Annotated in this window: 19 protein-coding genes; 4 read left to right on the top strand and 15 right to left on the bottom strand. The window is 46.5% G+C overall.

The window, feature by feature from the left end:
• Window position 1: 1 nt before the first annotated feature.
• From AC5ELV_RS16395 to AC5ELV_RS16455, 13 genes are all read right to left on the bottom strand, one after another.
• Complete coding sequence (locus AC5ELV_RS16395; RefSeq protein WP_493431023.1) at window positions 2-676, bottom strand: YmfQ family protein; 675 nt, start codon at window positions 674-676, stop codon at window positions 2-4.
• Window positions 669-1820, bottom strand: a complete 1152-nt coding sequence (locus AC5ELV_RS16400) for a baseplate J/gp47 family protein (RefSeq protein WP_493431024.1) — start codon at window positions 1818-1820, stop codon at window positions 669-671. Before AC5ELV_RS16400 ends, AC5ELV_RS16395 begins: the two co-directional genes overlap by 8 nt.
• A complete protein-coding gene (locus AC5ELV_RS16405; protein WP_493431025.1) occupies window positions 1820-2284 on the bottom strand; it encodes a DUF2634 domain-containing protein in 465 nt (154 codons plus the stop codon). Before AC5ELV_RS16405 ends, AC5ELV_RS16400 begins: the two co-directional genes overlap by 1 nt.
• Entirely contained in the window at window positions 2277-2684 is a 408-nt protein-coding gene (locus AC5ELV_RS16410; protein ID WP_165176500.1) for a hypothetical protein, read from the bottom strand. The genes AC5ELV_RS16405 and AC5ELV_RS16410 overlap by 8 nt, the downstream gene beginning before the upstream one ends.
• The gene (locus tag AC5ELV_RS16415) at window positions 2677-3657 is read right to left on the bottom strand and encodes an XkdQ/YqbQ family protein (RefSeq protein ID WP_493431026.1); all 981 of its coding nucleotides are present in this window, start codon (window positions 3655-3657) and stop codon (window positions 2677-2679) included. The genes AC5ELV_RS16410 and AC5ELV_RS16415 overlap by 8 nt, the downstream gene beginning before the upstream one ends.
• Window positions 3654-4292 carry a LysM peptidoglycan-binding domain-containing protein gene (locus AC5ELV_RS16420; RefSeq protein WP_493431137.1) on the bottom strand — a complete coding sequence of 213 codons (639 nt, stop codon included), beginning with the start codon at window positions 4290-4292 and terminating at the stop codon, window positions 3654-3656. The genes AC5ELV_RS16415 and AC5ELV_RS16420 overlap by 4 nt, the downstream gene beginning before the upstream one ends.
• A 39-nt stretch (window positions 4293-4331) precedes the next feature.
• On the bottom strand, window positions 4332-6233 hold the full coding sequence (locus AC5ELV_RS16425) for a hypothetical protein (RefSeq protein WP_493431027.1): 1902 nt from the start codon (window positions 6231-6233) through the stop codon (window positions 4332-4334).
• A gap of 181 nt (window positions 6234-6414) precedes the next feature.
• Window positions 6415-6849 carry a phage tail assembly chaperone gene (locus tag AC5ELV_RS16430; protein WP_025678604.1) on the bottom strand — a complete coding sequence of 145 codons (435 nt, stop codon included), beginning with the start codon at window positions 6847-6849 and terminating at the stop codon, window positions 6415-6417.
• Between the two features lie 76 nt (window positions 6850-6925).
• Window positions 6926-7333 carry a phage tail tube protein gene (locus AC5ELV_RS16435; RefSeq protein WP_025720555.1) on the bottom strand — a complete coding sequence of 136 codons (408 nt, stop codon included), beginning with the start codon at window positions 7331-7333 and terminating at the stop codon, window positions 6926-6928.
• A 122-nt stretch (window positions 7334-7455) separates the two neighbouring features.
• Window positions 7456-8922 (bottom strand): phage tail sheath family protein, encoded by a 1467-nt coding sequence (locus AC5ELV_RS16440; RefSeq protein ID WP_493431028.1) that lies wholly within the window; start codon window positions 8920-8922, stop codon window positions 7456-7458.
• A gap of 2 nt (window positions 8923-8924) precedes the next feature.
• A complete protein-coding gene (locus AC5ELV_RS16445; protein WP_493431029.1) occupies window positions 8925-9143 on the bottom strand; it encodes a YqzN/YkzM domain-containing protein in 219 nt (72 codons plus the stop codon).
• A 10-nt stretch (window positions 9144-9153) separates the two neighbouring features.
• On the bottom strand, window positions 9154-10014 hold the full coding sequence (locus AC5ELV_RS16450) for a hypothetical protein (protein ID WP_493431030.1): 861 nt from the start codon (window positions 10012-10014) through the stop codon (window positions 9154-9156).
• A 470-nt stretch (window positions 10015-10484) separates the two neighbouring features.
• Window positions 10485-10961 (bottom strand): ArpU family phage packaging/lysis transcriptional regulator, encoded by a 477-nt coding sequence (locus AC5ELV_RS16455; protein ID WP_013309118.1) that lies wholly within the window; start codon window positions 10959-10961, stop codon window positions 10485-10487.
• Window positions 10962-11293: 332 nt separating this feature from the next.
• Here AC5ELV_RS16455 and AC5ELV_RS16460 point away from each other — a divergent pair, with 332 nt between their 5' ends.
• From AC5ELV_RS16460 to AC5ELV_RS16475, 4 genes are all read left to right on the top strand, one after another.
• A complete protein-coding gene (locus tag AC5ELV_RS16460; RefSeq protein WP_493431031.1) occupies window positions 11294-11767 on the top strand; it encodes a helix-turn-helix domain-containing protein in 474 nt (157 codons plus the stop codon).
• 11 nt (window positions 11768-11778) lie between these two features.
• The gene (locus tag AC5ELV_RS16465) at window positions 11779-12204 is read left to right on the top strand and encodes an ImmA/IrrE family metallo-endopeptidase (RefSeq protein ID WP_493431032.1); all 426 of its coding nucleotides are present in this window, start codon (window positions 11779-11781) and stop codon (window positions 12202-12204) included.
• 194 nt (window positions 12205-12398) lie between these two features.
• Window positions 12399-14300 carry a 5'-nucleotidase C-terminal domain-containing protein gene (locus AC5ELV_RS16470; protein WP_493431033.1) on the top strand — a complete coding sequence of 634 codons (1902 nt, stop codon included), beginning with the start codon at window positions 12399-12401 and terminating at the stop codon, window positions 14298-14300.
• A gap of 243 nt (window positions 14301-14543) precedes the next feature.
• Window positions 14544-15215 carry a 3'-5' exonuclease gene (locus tag AC5ELV_RS16475; protein WP_307348270.1) on the top strand — a complete coding sequence of 224 codons (672 nt, stop codon included), beginning with the start codon at window positions 14544-14546 and terminating at the stop codon, window positions 15213-15215.
• Between the two features lie 40 nt (window positions 15216-15255).
• Here AC5ELV_RS16475 and AC5ELV_RS16480 read toward each other — a convergent pair whose 3' ends face one another.
• Together AC5ELV_RS16480 and AC5ELV_RS16485 are read right to left on the bottom strand one after the other, a co-directional pair.
• Window positions 15256-16239, bottom strand: coding sequence for a helix-turn-helix transcriptional regulator (locus AC5ELV_RS16480; protein ID WP_493431034.1), 984 nt, complete (start codon window positions 16237-16239; stop codon window positions 15256-15258).
• A 71-nt stretch (window positions 16240-16310) separates the two neighbouring features.
• Window positions 16311-17078, bottom strand: coding sequence for a hypothetical protein (locus tag AC5ELV_RS16485; RefSeq protein ID WP_493431035.1), 768 nt, complete (start codon window positions 17076-17078; stop codon window positions 16311-16313).
• Window positions 17079-17293: the final 215 nt, after the last annotated feature.

Raw genomic sequence — 17293 nt, forward strand, 5'->3', positions numbered from 1 at the left:
GCTATGCGCCACCTCCTAAATATCTATCCTGGGTTGTATGTTCATTTTCATAGAGGGTCATAGACTCAACTTCAGCAATGGTCAGGTAGCGTAGTTTGTACTCCACTGCCATGTGGGCGGGCTTGATCTCCTCGATAGCTGCTTTAAGATCGTCCACGTTGGGTGGAATCCCGATGGTATCTATAAATTTGACCGTAAATCCCCATTCGGCAGGATGAAAAATAACATCTACCGTACCTCCGTCATACGCCTCTGCTACATTTTTGACAAGCCGGCCGGAAAAAGTTCCTGCCCCTCGCAGCTTCGATTCCACCACCGCACGCCGTTGGTCCAATGGCTTCGCCAGGTCGGTTTCGATCCCCAGCTCCATTTCCCAGCGTTCCAACCCCCACGTGGCGGTACGTACGAAAAACTGTCCCACCGTTGCATCCATTGCCAGATACAAGGCGTCCATTTCGCTTCCTTTAGCATCCATATCGGAACGCATCACACGTGAGGTTTCATAATAGGCAGGCAAATAGGAAAGCAGCTCGCGTCCCCGCTCGCTGCTCATTTGGCCCAATGTATCTCCCGCTATAGTTACCCGATTAACAAAAGTGTCAATACGGTTTGCACGTTTTCCCTGCTCTGGATTGTTCAATAAATCTTCAAAGCTGTTCGTTCCATTGTTACTCACTAACGCTCACCGTCCCCAACACTGCCACCTGACCTGAGCCAATCTCAATATTCTGATTGCTCTGTCCATTAATTTTCAGTTCAGAGAAATCAATAATAATCGGAATGTCCAGCAGCACAGCAGAAATCCGGGTGTAACGTACCAACGGGTCTTCCTTGTAAAAAGCAAGCTGCTTCAAATACGTCCGCACACCGCTTTCGATCAGCTTTTTGATTTCATCCAGTGTAGACGGCTTCTCTTTGGTACGCTGTACCTTGACTGAGATGTTAATCTCCACTTCTGCCGCTGGCATGATCGTCACCACAGGACCCGCTGGTGCCAGCCCTTCTCCTTGCCCATCCTGCGTCGGATCGATGTACTTCTGCACCGCAGCGACGATATCTGGGCTGGCTGCTCGTTTGTCCGTATCCAGCACATATAACCCCACTGTTCCTGGCCCTTTCCAGAGCGGAACAACTTCTACGCCACCAACTCCAGCAATCTCATTCGCCCACTGGGTATACTGCGCCTTGTTGCCACTGGTGCCCTGGTTCCGCACCTTGGCATAAAAACGCTCCAGCAACAGCTGGTCGCTCTCAACGTCTGTACCGCTTTTGGTTTCCTCCGTATTAATCACAGAGGCAACCCCGCTAATCGGAGTGGCCATCACCTGGATGACACCCGCAGGCACATTACCGCTACGCCCGGGATTGACCGCCCTAATAGTCGCTTCCCCGGCACCTTGTTCATCCAGCGTGACCGAAGCCGTGATCGCATACTCAATAGAAGCTTCCCCGGATACATCATCTGCCGGGGTCGCTACCAAGGTTCCCACCGGGACGGTCGTTCCCGCTGTGCCCGTGAACGTAACCATACCTGAGGCGGCAACCGCTTCTCGCCGTGTCACCCCATGCTCTGCTGTCCGCAAATCCAGCTCCGGCGAACGAAAATCCGGGTTGTCGCTGGCTGCCGTGCTGGCAAAACCACGTCGCAGCAGTTCCTGCGCCCAAATTGCTGCTTCAGAGAGCATAAACGCTACCGGCGCCTGTGCATCCCAAATAAAAGAGCCCTCGGACTTATCCATGTCCGAAGGCACTTTTTCCAGCATCCGATTTAAAATTTCCTCTTCCGTCTGGTCTACCAAATATTCCGGCAAGTCTGCCATTAGATCACCACACTTTCCACAATTTCCGTTTCATCTCGCACGTTCGTAATCTGGCAGCTAAAATGGCACGCCTCACCTTCCCAGCAAAACGTGAATTGATCCACACTAGCTGTACGTGCATCTGCTAGTAACGCCTCCGTGACCATGCGTTTAATTTCACTTTCCTGCACACCGTGCCCATAGCTGCTGCCAATCAGCTCCTCCAGCTCGCTACCATAATCAGGTGAATAGATCACATGCCGGTAGCGAGGAGTGCGAATCGCTTTTTCACACCACTGTACCCAGGCTTCTTTCTCGCCTGTAGTCACGATTTTACGGCTAGGGCTCATAACAAACTCACCAGCTTCAAAATCAAACCGCCAGCTTCGCCCAAATATTGCGCGGTTATCCTCCAGTACATCCGGGTTGGTCATATCCGTGTCTGTCCAGATCATATCATCTGTTTCGGGAAATAAATTAGCCACGTCCACTCACCACCTTGCACACGACCACCACATCATTGCCGCTATTCACCCGAACCGCAAGTACACGATCTCCGGGCTTGAGTCCTTCGTTCAAGCTAAGATTCACATCCTCCAACTCGTCTTCCCCGATATAAAAGGAAGTTTTCAGCTCTTTGCCTTCCCAATTTTCTGATTCCACTGCGGTTGAGGTACCTTTGTACATATGACGTGGTACAGACAGCAGTCCCGGCAACTCCGCGACCAGATAATCCTGAAGCTCATGTTTAAAATCGTCCAGCTTGAGTCCCGTGGAGGTGATCGTGCCTAATACCGCGCCCACTCCACTCAGTGCTTGCCGGGTGTGTCCCGCCATAGACGATTGCATTACACTTACAAATGCACCATAGGGGTCTTTACTCAAGAAAATACCTCCTTTTAACCATATCGAAGGAAGCGAGCTCTAAAGTCATATTTCCCGGGTTTCCCAAATCCCGACTGACCGAAGTAACAATCAACTTTAATCCTTGTAACATCACAGCTTCACCAGCACGTATGGTATTAATATCTGGTAAATTAACTGTAAAAGTTTCCTGGATTCCAGTTAGATGACTTTTAGCAAGCTTACTGGCTCCACCAGCTGCTTTCACTTGATCATCTTCCACCAGTTTTTGCAAAGTACCTAGCGCTTTAGTATCCCCTTCTGCTACAGCCAGCACCTTAGACGGCACCTCTTGTCCGCTTCCTACGTTTTCATTAGCTGTCATTACTTTGACTTTAGTTACAGCTCCCTCGAGTGTCCGCAACTGCGTAAGATCAATAAATCGATCTAACACATAGGGGGAAGGATTGCTACCGATTTTAAATAGCTCCAATCCAGCACTTGTCATGCGTAACTGGTACAAATCTCCGCCCAATTTTGCTGTCTCTTTCAAATCAGCAAGCATCATGGAATATAGAGTCTGGGCACGATAAATACCTTTTCCTAACTGTACTTTCGTGTCGGGTATTGAGGGAATTTGAAACTTCCAATCCTTCGCGTATTTACGCAACCGTTGTGTGGCCGTTTGTCCTTTGGGAAATAAATATTCATCCTCGGATTTATCCAAATAAATCGTCCGGTCATATACCACCAGAGAGAAACGTTTTGTACCGCTGTTTGAGCTCTCTACTTCCCACACAACGGCAGGGTGGAGAAGTGGTACCTTTACATTTTTTCCAAATGGAATTCCACTGACACGAATAGGCATCCCTGGGGTAATCGACGGCATATCCTGAGAAGCAGCTACACGGATGCTGGCCTGATATGCAATTTGGTTTAGAGCATCTTTTAAAGTTATTTTTTCGACCAGAGGGGTAAGATCATATTTATTTTGAAGGATTACTTGGTAGCTCATGGCATCACCAGCTTTTGGCCCACTTTAATCTTATTCGGATTGTTGCCTATTATCTTTGTGTTCATTTGATATATACTTTTCCATTTGGAACTGTCCCCCAATTCCAGCTTTGCTATTTTAGAAAGTGAATCTCCAGCTTTGACAGTATACGTCTTAGATTTGGTTTTAAGATTCGTGCGTGGAAGGTTACTAGAGTTTACTTTTTTGGGGGAATCCCCTTTCCGCAACACTATTTTAGGTTCACGCCATGTACGCAAAGTAATTTCAAAGTATATATCTCCTGCCTCGCCTCCCCGAAAGGTCGTATTATGGGCAATGATAAAAACAGGAACATTAATTAGCGTATTCGTAATAATAAATTGATACGGCTTCTCTGCTTTTAACATTGCATTTAACTTGTCCATCGCTTCGTTAGGATCCGGAATATTTTTATAACGACAATAAGATGCATCATACACCTTGGGAAAAAAAGAAGAAAAGGTGATTTCTTTCACCTTTTCTCCTTGTGGAAAATCAAATTCTCCGTGTGTAAGCATCGTAACTGTCTCATATCCTTTTTGTCGTGAAATATTCACCTCTTCAGGATTAACCGGGAATTGAAATACACTTTTACCATTAATAAGAAAAAAGTCTATGTTCATAGCCCCCCTCCTTTCTACTATGATAGATTTACGTTAGGCTAGTACAGCTTTACCTTTTTTAAGGGAACTATTGTCCCCTCCACCTCTATTAATAATTGCCTGTCGCACCTCATTTACAATCCGGTGTCCCACTTGAAGTGCCATTGTGTCGAAATCAATAGAATCTTCTTGAACTGTTACCTGTACTGCTCCCGGAGGCAATGTTACACTGATTTGGTTGTTCGTTTCTGTCTTGAAGTCTTTGAGAAAACCGGAGAAGCTACTCATTTGTTCATCCGTTATTTGCACGAGCTGCGGAGTTGGCTTTCCTCCACTCATCGTAGGAATCTGTGAACCACCTGGCCCCATGCCTTGAATTACCTTGGAGCGGTTTTGGGCATGCTGGATAAAAGATGGTAATGGCAGTCCTGGATCAACCGAAGGAAATCTTGACAGAGCTAATGAAGCCCCAGGTACAGTCGAAGCGGGATTATAAGATTGTGAGGCCTTAATTACAGAAACAGCAGGTTGTGAATTTTCAGGTTTATTTGAGTAACCAAACAAATTAGAGAAGTCACTTTTCAAACTTTCTGTTTGACTAGAAAACCAATTACTGACATCAGATGCTTTATTACTCATCCAATCTGTAGCTTGGGAAGCTTTTTCACCAACCCAATCCTTCGCAACACTTGCTTTCTCGCCAATCCAATCCTTTGCACCAATAGCTTTTTCTCCAACCCAGTCCATTGCAGAAGTAGCTTTTTCTCCGGCCCAATCACTCATTTCAGAGAACTTTTGAGCTAACCATTCACCTGCTAAACTATCTACTATAACACTAGCAATTGCACCAATAAGACCACCAATTACAGTACCTATACCCGGAGCAATCATTGTACCAATAGCTGCACCAGCTGTGGTAAGACTACTTCCTAAAACTGCTGATGTAATAGCAGCCGGACGTTCTTCCGGCGAAGCAGTAGCAATGTCTACAATATCTAATACTATGCTAATTGGGCCAAGCAGCTTCTTGCCCCCCTTCATTGCTCCCTTGCCTATCTTTTTAAGCATATTTCCTGGATTTTCACCAAGTATTTTTTTACTGAAATCAAAGATTTTTCCAAGTGTCCCCTTATTTCCATTCGGTCCTCCTGGAACTCCTGGCTTATGAGGCTTAGAGCCAGGCTTTGTGGTAAAAATACGTTTTATCGTTTCCCACAGCTTAGGAAGTCCTTGTTTCTTTCCAGGATTTTTTTTGTTGTTCTTATTTTTGTTTTTGCTTTTACCATCAGGTCCATCTTGTTCAGCAATACTTTTCTTATTGTTTCCTTTTTTCCCACAGCAACAATCACAGATCACCTTAATTTTTGGAGAAACTCGAATAGGACCTGTTTTTACATTGATCTTAGGCGCATATTTTGGAGCTGCAACTCTAATATTCAATCTTGGTGGTTTTACCTTAATATCATAATTAAAGTTAAAGTCAAATTTAGGATCTTTTATTTCTATATTTGCAGTAACACTGATAGACTTGTTCACTATATTGGAAACATTTAAATTATTTCCCCTGTTGCCGCCCTTAGCTCTCTTCTTATTTGTATCGTCTTGATCAATGCCCGTTTTAGCACGTGCAACAATATAGGCATCCTTAAGACTTTTTAGCTTTCTGATAAGCGCTTCGAGCACTGGAGTCGCCTTATCAATCAGAAAGACTTTTGGCCTAATTCGTAGCCGACTAAGACGAATAGCTAGGCTGTAAATATTACCTAGATGCCTATGCATATACTTGAGTTCCGTATTTAGCTTAATCAAACTCTGATAACGGGTACGACCTAAGCGATCAGAAAGCCTTTGTATCTGCTCAATATAGCGACTTGTCGCTTTAAGTTCCCGGTTTGTAATGATTAAATCCTCTACATCTGTAACAATATTAACTCTATAGTTACTTGAGCCTGCCATCTACTCACCTCCTTGCGTATCTATTATTGCTGTATTTGTTTTGACAATGCGTCCAGTTCCTCTTCTGCAAAAGCGATTAACATGGATTTTTCCCCTCTGTTTAAGGACCAAAACTCTCCGGGACGGAGATGATGCCGTATCCACAGATGATACAGCACAGTCGTCATTCCGCCGGAGCGAATCAGTTTTTTAGATCATCAATTTCCACACCGAAGCCGGACAGTTCCAGAACTTTGTCACCTACCGCATCCAGTTCCCCTGCCAGAAGCATACGGCGAACAGCCTGTTCACCACCGGACAATTTAAGCCGGCTAGTAATTCGCGGATCACCCCATCCATTAATTTGCAGACCTTTTACCTCTAGACCAGCCGTAGCTTCAGAGATAAGCAATGCATTAAATGTTTCTGTATCTACTTTTTCATCCACACGGCCTTTAATGGTTTTACGAATTGTGCACCGTTCACGAATACTATCTACTTTGTTGGACGTCAAACCACGAAGTGTGAGAAGCATATCCAGGCGTTGAATTCGAACAGTTTCCTCAGGTAATTTGTCTGCAGCTTCAAAAAGACTATCTAAAATTTGTTCTTCTGACATATTTTCAGGCAAGCTCATAAGTCATTCTCCCTTATTGTTCATTTGTATTTGGGGAATGGAATGCCTGACAGCATCCCATCCCCCGTTTTTCAATTTAGTTTGCTACAATCGGATCAAGAAGCTCATAACCTTCGAAAGTGAAGGTCGTTTCTTCTGGCACTTCTTCTCCTGCAGTCCAATTAGCCAACTGAATCTTATCTGGCATGCAGCGAATCAAACGAACACGTTCATGTCCAAAAGATTCGGGATCGTCCAGCTTGGAAATAATATCGAATTTTTCAAAACCGCGACGGATCATATCAGAAGTTACTTTGTAACCACTCATCGTTCCAGTACCTTTTTTAGCTCCATTTTTATGCACTTTCCAGGTATTACCTACCAGATTCAGTTCTCTTTTATCAATTTCCACGCTGGCTTCCAGCTTATTAATATGTGTCTGCCATACCCCATCAATATATGCCTGACCATACGTACCTAAAATGACTCTTGAAGCATCCAACATTTATTTTTCCTCCTCAAAATAATCCATAATATAGTTCGGGATTTCACAAAATCCTCGTTGTTAACAAGCTACTTTATTCCTGCTGAATGGCTGCGAAATGCTCATACACGTAAAATGCTTATTTATTGCACGTAAAATGTGCCGAACAGTTGCTCCATCACATCGGTGAGCTTCACGTTCCATTGCAGGAACACTTGATCCGGCTCCGGTTTGATGACTGGCGCATCGCCGTAGTAAGCCGGGTCGAGAATGACATCGTAGCCGTCTGCTTCGATGACGTTGCTCAGCGACAGCTGTGCTAAGTATTCTTTGATTGCACCGATAAGCGCCAGACGACCTTCCACCGTGTTGTTGATTTTGCCGATGTAAGTCTCTTCGGCTGCACGCTGCAAGTCAGCGTTAATAGCGTCCATAACGCGGATGGAGCGGATTTTCTTCCATGCGTTGTTTTGCCCGGCAGATGGATTCACCAAGCTGTTGATGCCACGCAGCGCTTTGACCTGACGGCCGTCGAAGAACAGCAGGAAGACACCGTTACGGACAGCCTGCTCCTGCTCGGAACGTGTCCAGCGGCGGGTTACATCCTCAAAAGGCGTAACGGCATACGTTGCCGATTGATTCAGACGTTGGCCTGCAATCAGGCCAGCTACATAAGCAGCCGTTTGGGCAGAACTGTAGTCCGTACCTGCCAGACGTACGCCTGTACCGACGTTCACGATGCCTTCATGGTTCAGTGCCAGAGAACGTGCAGAGGCCAAGCTGACGGCTGTTTTGGACACATCATCTGCCGCAGAACCGCCGAATACAGCGATTACGCCTTTACCTTCGTTGCGGACACGTTTGATCCAAGCAGCAAAGCTTTGCAGCAATGCCAAATCAGCTGCATAATCCAGGGCCAAGACATTAAATTCCTGTCCTTCAAGTGCCTCCTGCATCGCGATGTAATCGGCATTAACCAGCTTGCTATTGCCGCTGTTGCCGCCAGTAAGGTGTACGCCGCTGACATCCACCGGAATGCCGCCGTCGCCGACAACCTCGGCCTTCACCCATACGTTTTCGCTGTTCTCGTTCATGGCCTTGGCAATAGAGGCAGCCGTACCGTCACTGCCTTTGTACGTGCCTAGCAGCTTGGTTCCTTCATAAAGGCGCACTTCACGAGCTTGCTCATCACCCAAAGTTGGCTGTACAGTTACAGCAAAACCATTACCACGGCTACCTGTGTACAAAGCCTTCAGGCGCAGCACATCCGCCGGGGTCGCACCGCCGCTTTTCAGCGTCACAGATGCTTCAGCAGCTGTATCATCTGCCAAACGGTAGGCTAACAGCTTTTTCGGACCACCCAGCAAAGCCAGATACAGCGTCGAATACGCGGTCGCACCGTCCAGACTGTCTCCCGAAAAGATTTGGCTGATTGCCGTTTCACTGCCGATCTCTACAAACTCACGTACAGGGCCCCAATTCGCCTTAACGGGTACAACGACCGTACCACGCGACCCACCTTGAATCGCTGAAGCTGCTGCTGCCTGAAAATTCATATACAAACCCGGCAATACCGGTTTATTCGTGTTTTCCCATGTTCCGCCTGCCATAATTAGTCCACCTTCGCTTTCATAAATTGTTCGATTTTAGTGTGTGCTTCTGCTACCGTAAACAGCTTGTCCTGTGTGCCAAAAAAGGCGCCTGCCAGCACTTCTTCTTTTATGGAAAACAATTGTTCTGCGTGCTCCTTTAGCTCCTCCAGCGTATAGCGGGGGCCACTTGCTTCCTGCCCGGCATGTACCGGGGCCTTCTCATGGTTTTCCAAGGTCACTCGGACCACCTCATTTCAAAATTGGATGAATTTCCACTCTGCGAATCAACGCCGCTTCCTCAGCCGGGCGCATACGCCGCTGTACCAGCATCAGCCGAAGCTGACCATCTAAAATGGCATCCGCCTGCAAATCGGCTGAAGCTTCAGCTGTAGACATATAACGGCCCTTGTCCTGATCCAGAGGAAGCTGGATTTGAGCGGCAAAGCCCTCGATCAGTGCGGAAGCTGCGCGGTTTTCTTCAGTGGTGTCTGGGGCAGTAATATGCCCGATGAACCGTTTGCGCAGCTCATACATGGAGGCTCCCGCCATCCTAGTTTCGCAGCCGCTCATCCGCCACAGTACCGCTTGCCGCCCCGGCTGTGCGGGCCAAGCGTCGGCGTATACCGACCACGTTTCGCCCAGTTGCTTCTGCGTCCAGCGGACCAGCGCGGCCAGCCACTCTTCTGGCTGTGTAGCACCGCTTGCTGGAACGGCCGAACCACCTTCCGTCTCAGGCACATACACGCCAAAACGCAACGTTCTATAGGCCTTCCCCGTAACGGTGTCCAGCTTTTCTGCATCCCGCACGCCCAAATAGTGCGCGGTAAAAGCCGATGTGTCCTCACCTGCACCTGTCACTGGTTCACGGTGCAGCCCGGCAATCAGGGCATTCGCCCATACATCAGCCTGCGCCAGCCCGGCTTGTCCTGCGTACAGCTTGATGCGAACAACCTGCCGATAGCCGGCCCAGGAAGACTTCCAGATTTCCTCGCCCAGCGCCATAACAGCATACGGCTCCTCTGCCGTCTGCGACGGTGGCTGAACATCGTATACACGCCCTTGCAGCGCTGGAATAATTTCAATGAGCTTTTGCTTAAAGGCTTGTCTCATCCTGCGGCATGCCACCTTTGCGTACCCTGCGTTCGCATGTTGTGGCTATTCAGCCAGGCTTTTTTCCACTTCCGTGTTCTCATCCGGCGCAGCCTCGTACTCATGCATTGCAGCATCCCTTGCTTAGGCAACACGACTCCTCCTTTCTATTTAACGAATTCTCGGGAACCGACAGAGACGATCACCGCATGAAAAAACCGGCCCTAATGGCCGGCTAACGTTTGACTGTGTGTGTCTTCGGTATGTCCTCTTGTCTTGATTCCCGATGATATAATCTTACACCCTAATAACGAATGCGTTGCCGGGGAAATGGACGATAAAAGCAGAGACTAGGGATGATGTTGGGAGGTTTTTAGAGAACGTGTGTTCTTATTATAAAAAAAGACCTTGATCCCTGTTATTACAGGAAATCAAAGCCTTTTAGGAAACTATTTTAAAATAGAAATGAGAACGAATGGATAATTATTACACTAACCCAATTTTCGATCCGCGCCCTTCTGCAAGCCTGCCAGATTCAAAACGCCTTGGTCCGCCAGTGCAAGCGCCATTTTGTAAAAAGCACGCGTGCGAAGCTTCGTATACGTATCCTTGCTGACTGGCGGGTCTAACACATAATTGTAAACCTTGTAATCAAACACATCGTCATCCTTTAAATAACGTTCACGGATGAGCAGCTGTTCGCGTTCATTCAAGCGACTCACTACGGCATCCACCATTTCGCAGTAGGCCAAGCGAGCGGCAGGAGCATCTACATTATATACAGCTGTCCGGGCCGTTGGATCACTTGTCACATTCGTTGGACCGTTCGGGCGATCCGTATAGCCAGCAGTAATAAAGCTTTCCCGATCCATGAAGGTAATTGTTTTATAAATCCGGTATTTCTCAAACACACCCTCCAATGCATTCTGCGTTTTGCGACGGTCCAATTCGGGTAAGTTATTTCTCATGTAAAGCAACACTCCTTATCTTATGCCTTTTGACAATGATGTATTTTTAAATGAGGATTTTGCACTTCGAAGCGACTGGAATCGAATTTTGCAAAATCCTGATATAGAAAAACGCTCATGTTTACAATTTGTTCCCCTTATGTTCGTATCTTGAGTATAACATAACATTATTTAGGATAGGTATCCATCGTCAAAAAAAGCAGTATAGCTCCAAAAACAGGATATTCGCTTTATTTTCCTATGCCTTTTGGCATATTACGTGCTTTTACTATTTACCTAATGGTATAATGAAACTAATTTCTATGATTCTCTTGCAGAAAGGAGTCCCCATTGTGGAACAGCCAGCATTCGGAACTTACTTAAAACAGCAGCGTGAGCACAAACAATGGAGCATCAACCAGTTGGCAGATGCTGCAGGGATTAGCAATTCACAAATTTCCCGCATTGAAAATGGACTGCGCGGAATCCCCAAACCCTCCACTCTCCGCAAAATAGCGGACGCGCTTAGCGTATCCTATACCGAAATGATGAAGGCCGCCGGATATTGGGGAGACGATGATTCAATAGAGCAAAATCCACATGAACTTTATCAATCTACTGTGCCGGAATGGGCAACCTCCAAAGACCGCCGGGATTTTAAAAAAATGCTGGAGGAAGACGACGAATTAATGTTTGACGGCATTCCACTGGATGAAAAAGATCGTCAACGGATCAAGGACGTGCTGACAGGTCTGTTCTGGGAAGCCAAGCAGATGAACAAACATAAAAAGCCCAAAGAGCCCCAAGCGGGCAAAGATCAGGGATAGCAGGTGAGCGTATGAACGAACTCATTCACAAACTTGTCCGAAAATACCGTACCAACTGCCCCTTCGATATTGCCAAAGCCCTGGGTATCCATATTCGATACTGCGATCTAGGCCCCACAACCAAAGGGCTGTATTACCACAAGCTGCGTAGAAGATTTATCGTTATCCACAATGGCCTCACACCAGAATGGGAACGGTTCGTCTGTGCGCATGAATTGGGACATGATCGACTGCATAAAGGCATTAGCCGCTTTTTTATGGAGGAGCACTCCTACTTTTCCCCAGGAAAATTTGAACAGCAGGCCAATCGGTTTGCCGTGCTTTTGCTGAGTGAAGGAAAACCGCCACTAGCTGACGAAACGTTGGATCACTATTTACCGCGGATCGGGCTGCCCAAAGAGACTGCCCTTTTTTTTAACCATAAATCAGAACATTAGTTCCTATTATATGAGCTGCTGTTTATTGCTTCCTCTATAATATAGGTAACTAGACGATGGATTTAACAACCGATATCTCAAAAAAATTTAATGCTTTGATATAAAATAGAAGTTATTTTTACAATCATCTGATAAAATGTGGTCGTAAGCGGTTTCTCTAATTCATTCATTTTATGGGAGGTTGAAGGAACAACATGAACTCATGGAAAAAACTCTCGTCGATTCTGACGACTGCCGCGCTTCTACTTGGTTGTCTCGGTACAGCAGCAGCAGACCCAGCAAGCAATGTGGGAACAGCGGGAACGACAACGGCTCCAGTCAGCGGTAAACACATCACCATCCTACATACGAACGATACCCATGCCCACGTGGTCGCAAACGACAAGGAAATGGGATTCGCCAAGCTGGCGGGTATCATTGATCAGTACCGGGCTTCCAATCCCAATACATTGCTGCTGGATGACGGGGATACCGTTCATGGAACGACCTTCGCTACTTTGGTTAACGGTGAGAGCATTGTGAAAGTGATTAACAAGCTCCGCTATGATGCTATGGTTCCGGGTAACCATGAGTTTAATTATGGTTGGAAGCATCTTGTTGAGCTAAGTAAGGAGATTCAGTTCCCTGTGCTCAGCGCCAATATTAAACAAACAGACGGAACACGTTTGTTCAAACCCTATGTTATTAAAGAAGTGGACGGCGTAAAAATCGGTATTATCGGTCTGACTACGCCAGAAACGGCATATAAGACTAATCCCAAAAATGTGGAGGGTATTCAATTCACCGACCCTGCGGCTGAGGCCAAAGCGGCTGTTGATGAAATCCGCAGCAAAGTAGATGTCGTTGTTGTTCTTGGTCACCTGGGGCAGGATGCGTCTAGTAAGGACACCAGCCTTAAGGTTGTTAAGGAAGTGCCTGGCATTGATATTTTCATCGATGGACACAGCCATACCGTACTGGAAAAAGGCTTGGTTAATGACAATGGTACATTGATCGCTAGCGCAGGTGAATACACCAAGTATCTGGGTGTTGTGGACTTATGGGTTGACGGCGGTAAGGTTACGCAAAAGCAAGCCAAGCTGATTGATTCGACTCAAGCAGTCGACGTTCAGCCCGACGCTGAAATTGCTGCATTGATCGCCTCCATTCAAAAGGACCAGGAACCTATTCTTAAAGAGGTTGTAACGCAAACGAGTGTGGATCTGGAAGGAGCACGCGAAAAGGTACGTGCGAGTGAAACCAATCTCGGTGACCTGCTCACCGATGCTATGCGTGACGTTTCGGGAGCAGACGTAGCTTTAACGAACGGTGGCGGCATCCGGGCTTCCATCAAGACGGGGACGGTAACCAAGGGAGACATCATCACTGTGCTGCCCTTCGGCAACCAGATCGTTACCCTGAAAGTGAAGGGCTCTGACATTCAGGCCGCACTGGAAAATGGTACAGCCTCCTATCCAGAGCCAAGTGGAGGTTTCCCGCAGGTATCAGGTATCTCGTTCAAAATAGACACATCAGCAGCCAAAGGGAGCCGTGTTCATTCCATCCTGATCGGCGGAAAGACACTTGATCCTGAGGCAACTTACACACTGGCCACCAATGATTTTACTGCCGTAGGTGGTGACCAATATACGATGTTTGCTAAATATCCACAGGCAGGTATGTTCGGTTCGCTTGATGAGGCATTAATTCGCTACATGCAAAAGGTGGGCTCCGCTAGCCTGCAAGTACAAGCGGACGGTCGCATTCAAGAAGCCAAGGCTGACGGTAAAATGTCTGTCCCTGCCACACAAGCTGCGCCGTCTGCCTCAACCGCAACACCTGCACCTGTGCAGGAAAAGCCGCAACCCGTTCCTACACCGGCTGCGAAACCAGCACCCGCAAAACCGGCACCGGCAAAGTCTCAAACAGCCAAGCCACAGCAAACATCCGATTCTGCACAAGTTACAAATAGCCATGTATATGTTGTGAAATCCGGGGATACGCTGTATGACATTTCCCGCAAACATGGTACCACCTGGCAACAGCTTCAGCAGTTGAATAAGTTGAAGAATCCTCACCGCATTTATCCGGGGCAAAAGTTAGACCTCCCGGCCTAATTCAATAGCTAGCAAAAGCAGCGTCCGGAATCCTAGTGGTTTCGGATGCTGCTGTATGTCAGGCGTTTTTAGATATGCGATAGTCCAAGCTCATTTGGACATCGCATATTTTTTTTAAAAGCAAACCTTTTAACCGCTGACAAGTTGTGAACCGAGAGGTATGATGGAGAAGAGTCATTCGGGCAGAGAACATTCGTCCCAATATCCATCGGGATCAGTTATATGTGTGGAAGGAGTCCAGAAATGCAATACATTATTTACGATCTTGAATTTACTGTTAGTCGTAACGCCAGATATTCCTCCGAAATCATTGATATCGGTGCCGTCAAAGTTGTTCAGGGAGACGATGGCCTATACGTTGCGGATACGTTTCATAGTTTTGTAAGACCCTCGAATCGACCTGTACTCTCTACAGATACCGTTCAGTTCACGGGTATTACTCAACGAGACATTGATGCCGCTCCACTATTTCCTGAAGCTGTGAAGCAATTCATAGCCTGGCTCGGTACGGATTCCCCTTATTATTTATGCGCATGGGGCCCGGATGACCGTCAGAAGCTGGTATCCCATTGTCGTACCCATCATGTAGATCTCGGATGGATTCATAATACAAATGATATACAGAAGCAGATTTCCCGTCTGTTTGGTTCCAATGGAAAGTACCGTCAGTTGAGCCTGTCTCAGGCGCTGGAATTGTGCAACATTGACTTTGACGGTCAACAACACCGGGCACTGGATGATGCCGTGAACACCGCTCAGGTTTTCATGTACCATTTTGATCGTATTACATTAGTTCATAATGCTGCTGACGATGAGGAAAGCCGTGGATCGAAGCTCGTCTACTCCTCACCAGAAGAAGAGCAGGAGCAGTACAGTCCTTTTGGCAATCTCGCCAACCTGTTTAAGGACCGTTAAGCGGATAGCTCCCCGGCCCGTTCCGGGGGATCTCCCCCTGTTATTCTTGATTTCCTGCCTTTTTATCGTAATAGAATGCCCCCCAGGTCCGCAGCATTTCTTGCATTCGTTTTCGGTACCGTAAAGGCTCCAGGATCTCGGCCTCAGCTCCATAGGAAGTGAGCCAATCCAAAAATTCACGGTCATGATTGACCGTCACCTCAAACAACAAACTTCCATCCGGCAAATCCTTAAGAAAAGGCTTGATGAACAGTTCCTCTTCTTTAACCCGATATACAGACTCGGCAGAAAAACGTACCACAAACCGGATATTCTGATTTCCTTTGGTCACCGACCAGGTCCCTTTAAAAAACATTTCCATTTCAGTTGTATTTTTTTGAAACGTATACGGCAAAATTCTCATGTTCCGAAATCGGCTGATCCGAAAGGTTCTCATAGCGGATTGCTTGTGACAAAAACCAAGCATATAGAATCGCCGATCCTGCGGGACCAAACAATAAGGATCCACCTGAACTAGTGATACATCTTCATTTTGAGGCGAGCTGTATTCCGCTTCAATAGTCTGCTGCGTAAGACTCGCCAAAACAATCAGCCTGAGCAGATAGGGCTGGTTTTCCCGATCAAGTGTCGAGCCGAGCCGGACAATATTTTTCATTTCCTGCGCGAAGCTCGTCTGGTCCATCTTTTTTTTCTGACTAGAGGCCATCACTTTCTCATAAGCACTTTCAAAAGCTGGCGGTAAAAGAGGCTTTACCGTTTCCATAATCTCTCCCAGCTTAGTAAAAGCCTCTGCCTCTTCTTCCGTCCAATTCAGAGGATACAAAGCAAAATTGCTAATAAAAATGTACCCCTTGCCATGCCCCATATTCGTAATCGGAATATGCATAGCGCTTAGCGCCTCCATATCTCGGTATATGGTACGTTCTGATGTTTCACAACGTTCGGCAAGCTCTCTTGCCAATATCCCTGGATTTGCCTGAACAATAGTAATAATCCGCATTAAACGTATCAACCGATCAGTCAAGGAAGTCTCTCCTTTACAAAAAGATAGTAAATTAGACTCACTATATTACACAAATAAACTAGCATAATTGCCTATCTCAAAGTATCATTTTCAGTAAAACGAACATCTCCTAGCGTTATCGGCTTATTAAAAAAGACTTTAGAACTATACGCAGTAAATGATACAAAAGTACCGCTCCATTTATTACGTATAGCTAGAAGCAACTCGGCTTCCTGCAGGTAGTCCATATCATCGCTTCTTGCTGCACGTATAAGTAATTCATCTGCTTGTCTGGTAAGGATGAACGCCCCTTGCTCAAATTCCCCTTTCTCGTACATACGCAATGCCTTTTTTACAATAGGGGACGTCTCATTCAGTTTTATGTATTTTTCCACCTTCGGGTTGGATGGAATGCTCAGCAGACCAAGATGATGCGTAAAATGGATGTAGAGCTGGTCTGTCCGGATCAGCGTTCGCTTTTCCTGCGATGGCTTGCGCCAACTCCACTCCATCATTCCAATCGTATGTCTTCCGGACGAGTGAGCCGGTATAGAAAACGTTAAAATAGCCTGTCTATATTTCCCCCGCCGTACATCACCACAGTGAACCAACATGCAATCTCCGTTTTCCGAGCGTTTAAAACCGAGCCTTACCCCTTCAGCTTTTAATAGACTTACCTCGTTTTCTGGAATGAACTGGAGTTGAAGGTCACATCCCGCTGCTTTCGGTATTAGATTTCCTTTTCTTTTACGTATAGCTCCATAGCCCCATTCTATCAGTAGATTTACTTGTTTGGACCCATTCGCAGATATAGACTCTTTGTCCCATGTGTACGTTACATTGAGCATTGACTTCACCACTGGTAAATTCCCCCTAAAAGAACATGTAACTCTAAATTAACAGTGTTATCTGACACTATATTGTCAGGGAACATATGTTTGATTGTGAAAATTATACATGGGAATCTTTATGAAGGGGGGCCTAGTTTGGTAAATAACATTTTAAACCATTTGAATTACATGAACGCGCAAAAATAGCCCGGCGTATGCCGGGCCATATTATAGTCTACTTCTAT

The organism is Paenibacillus sp. NMA1017, assembly GCF_058895805.1.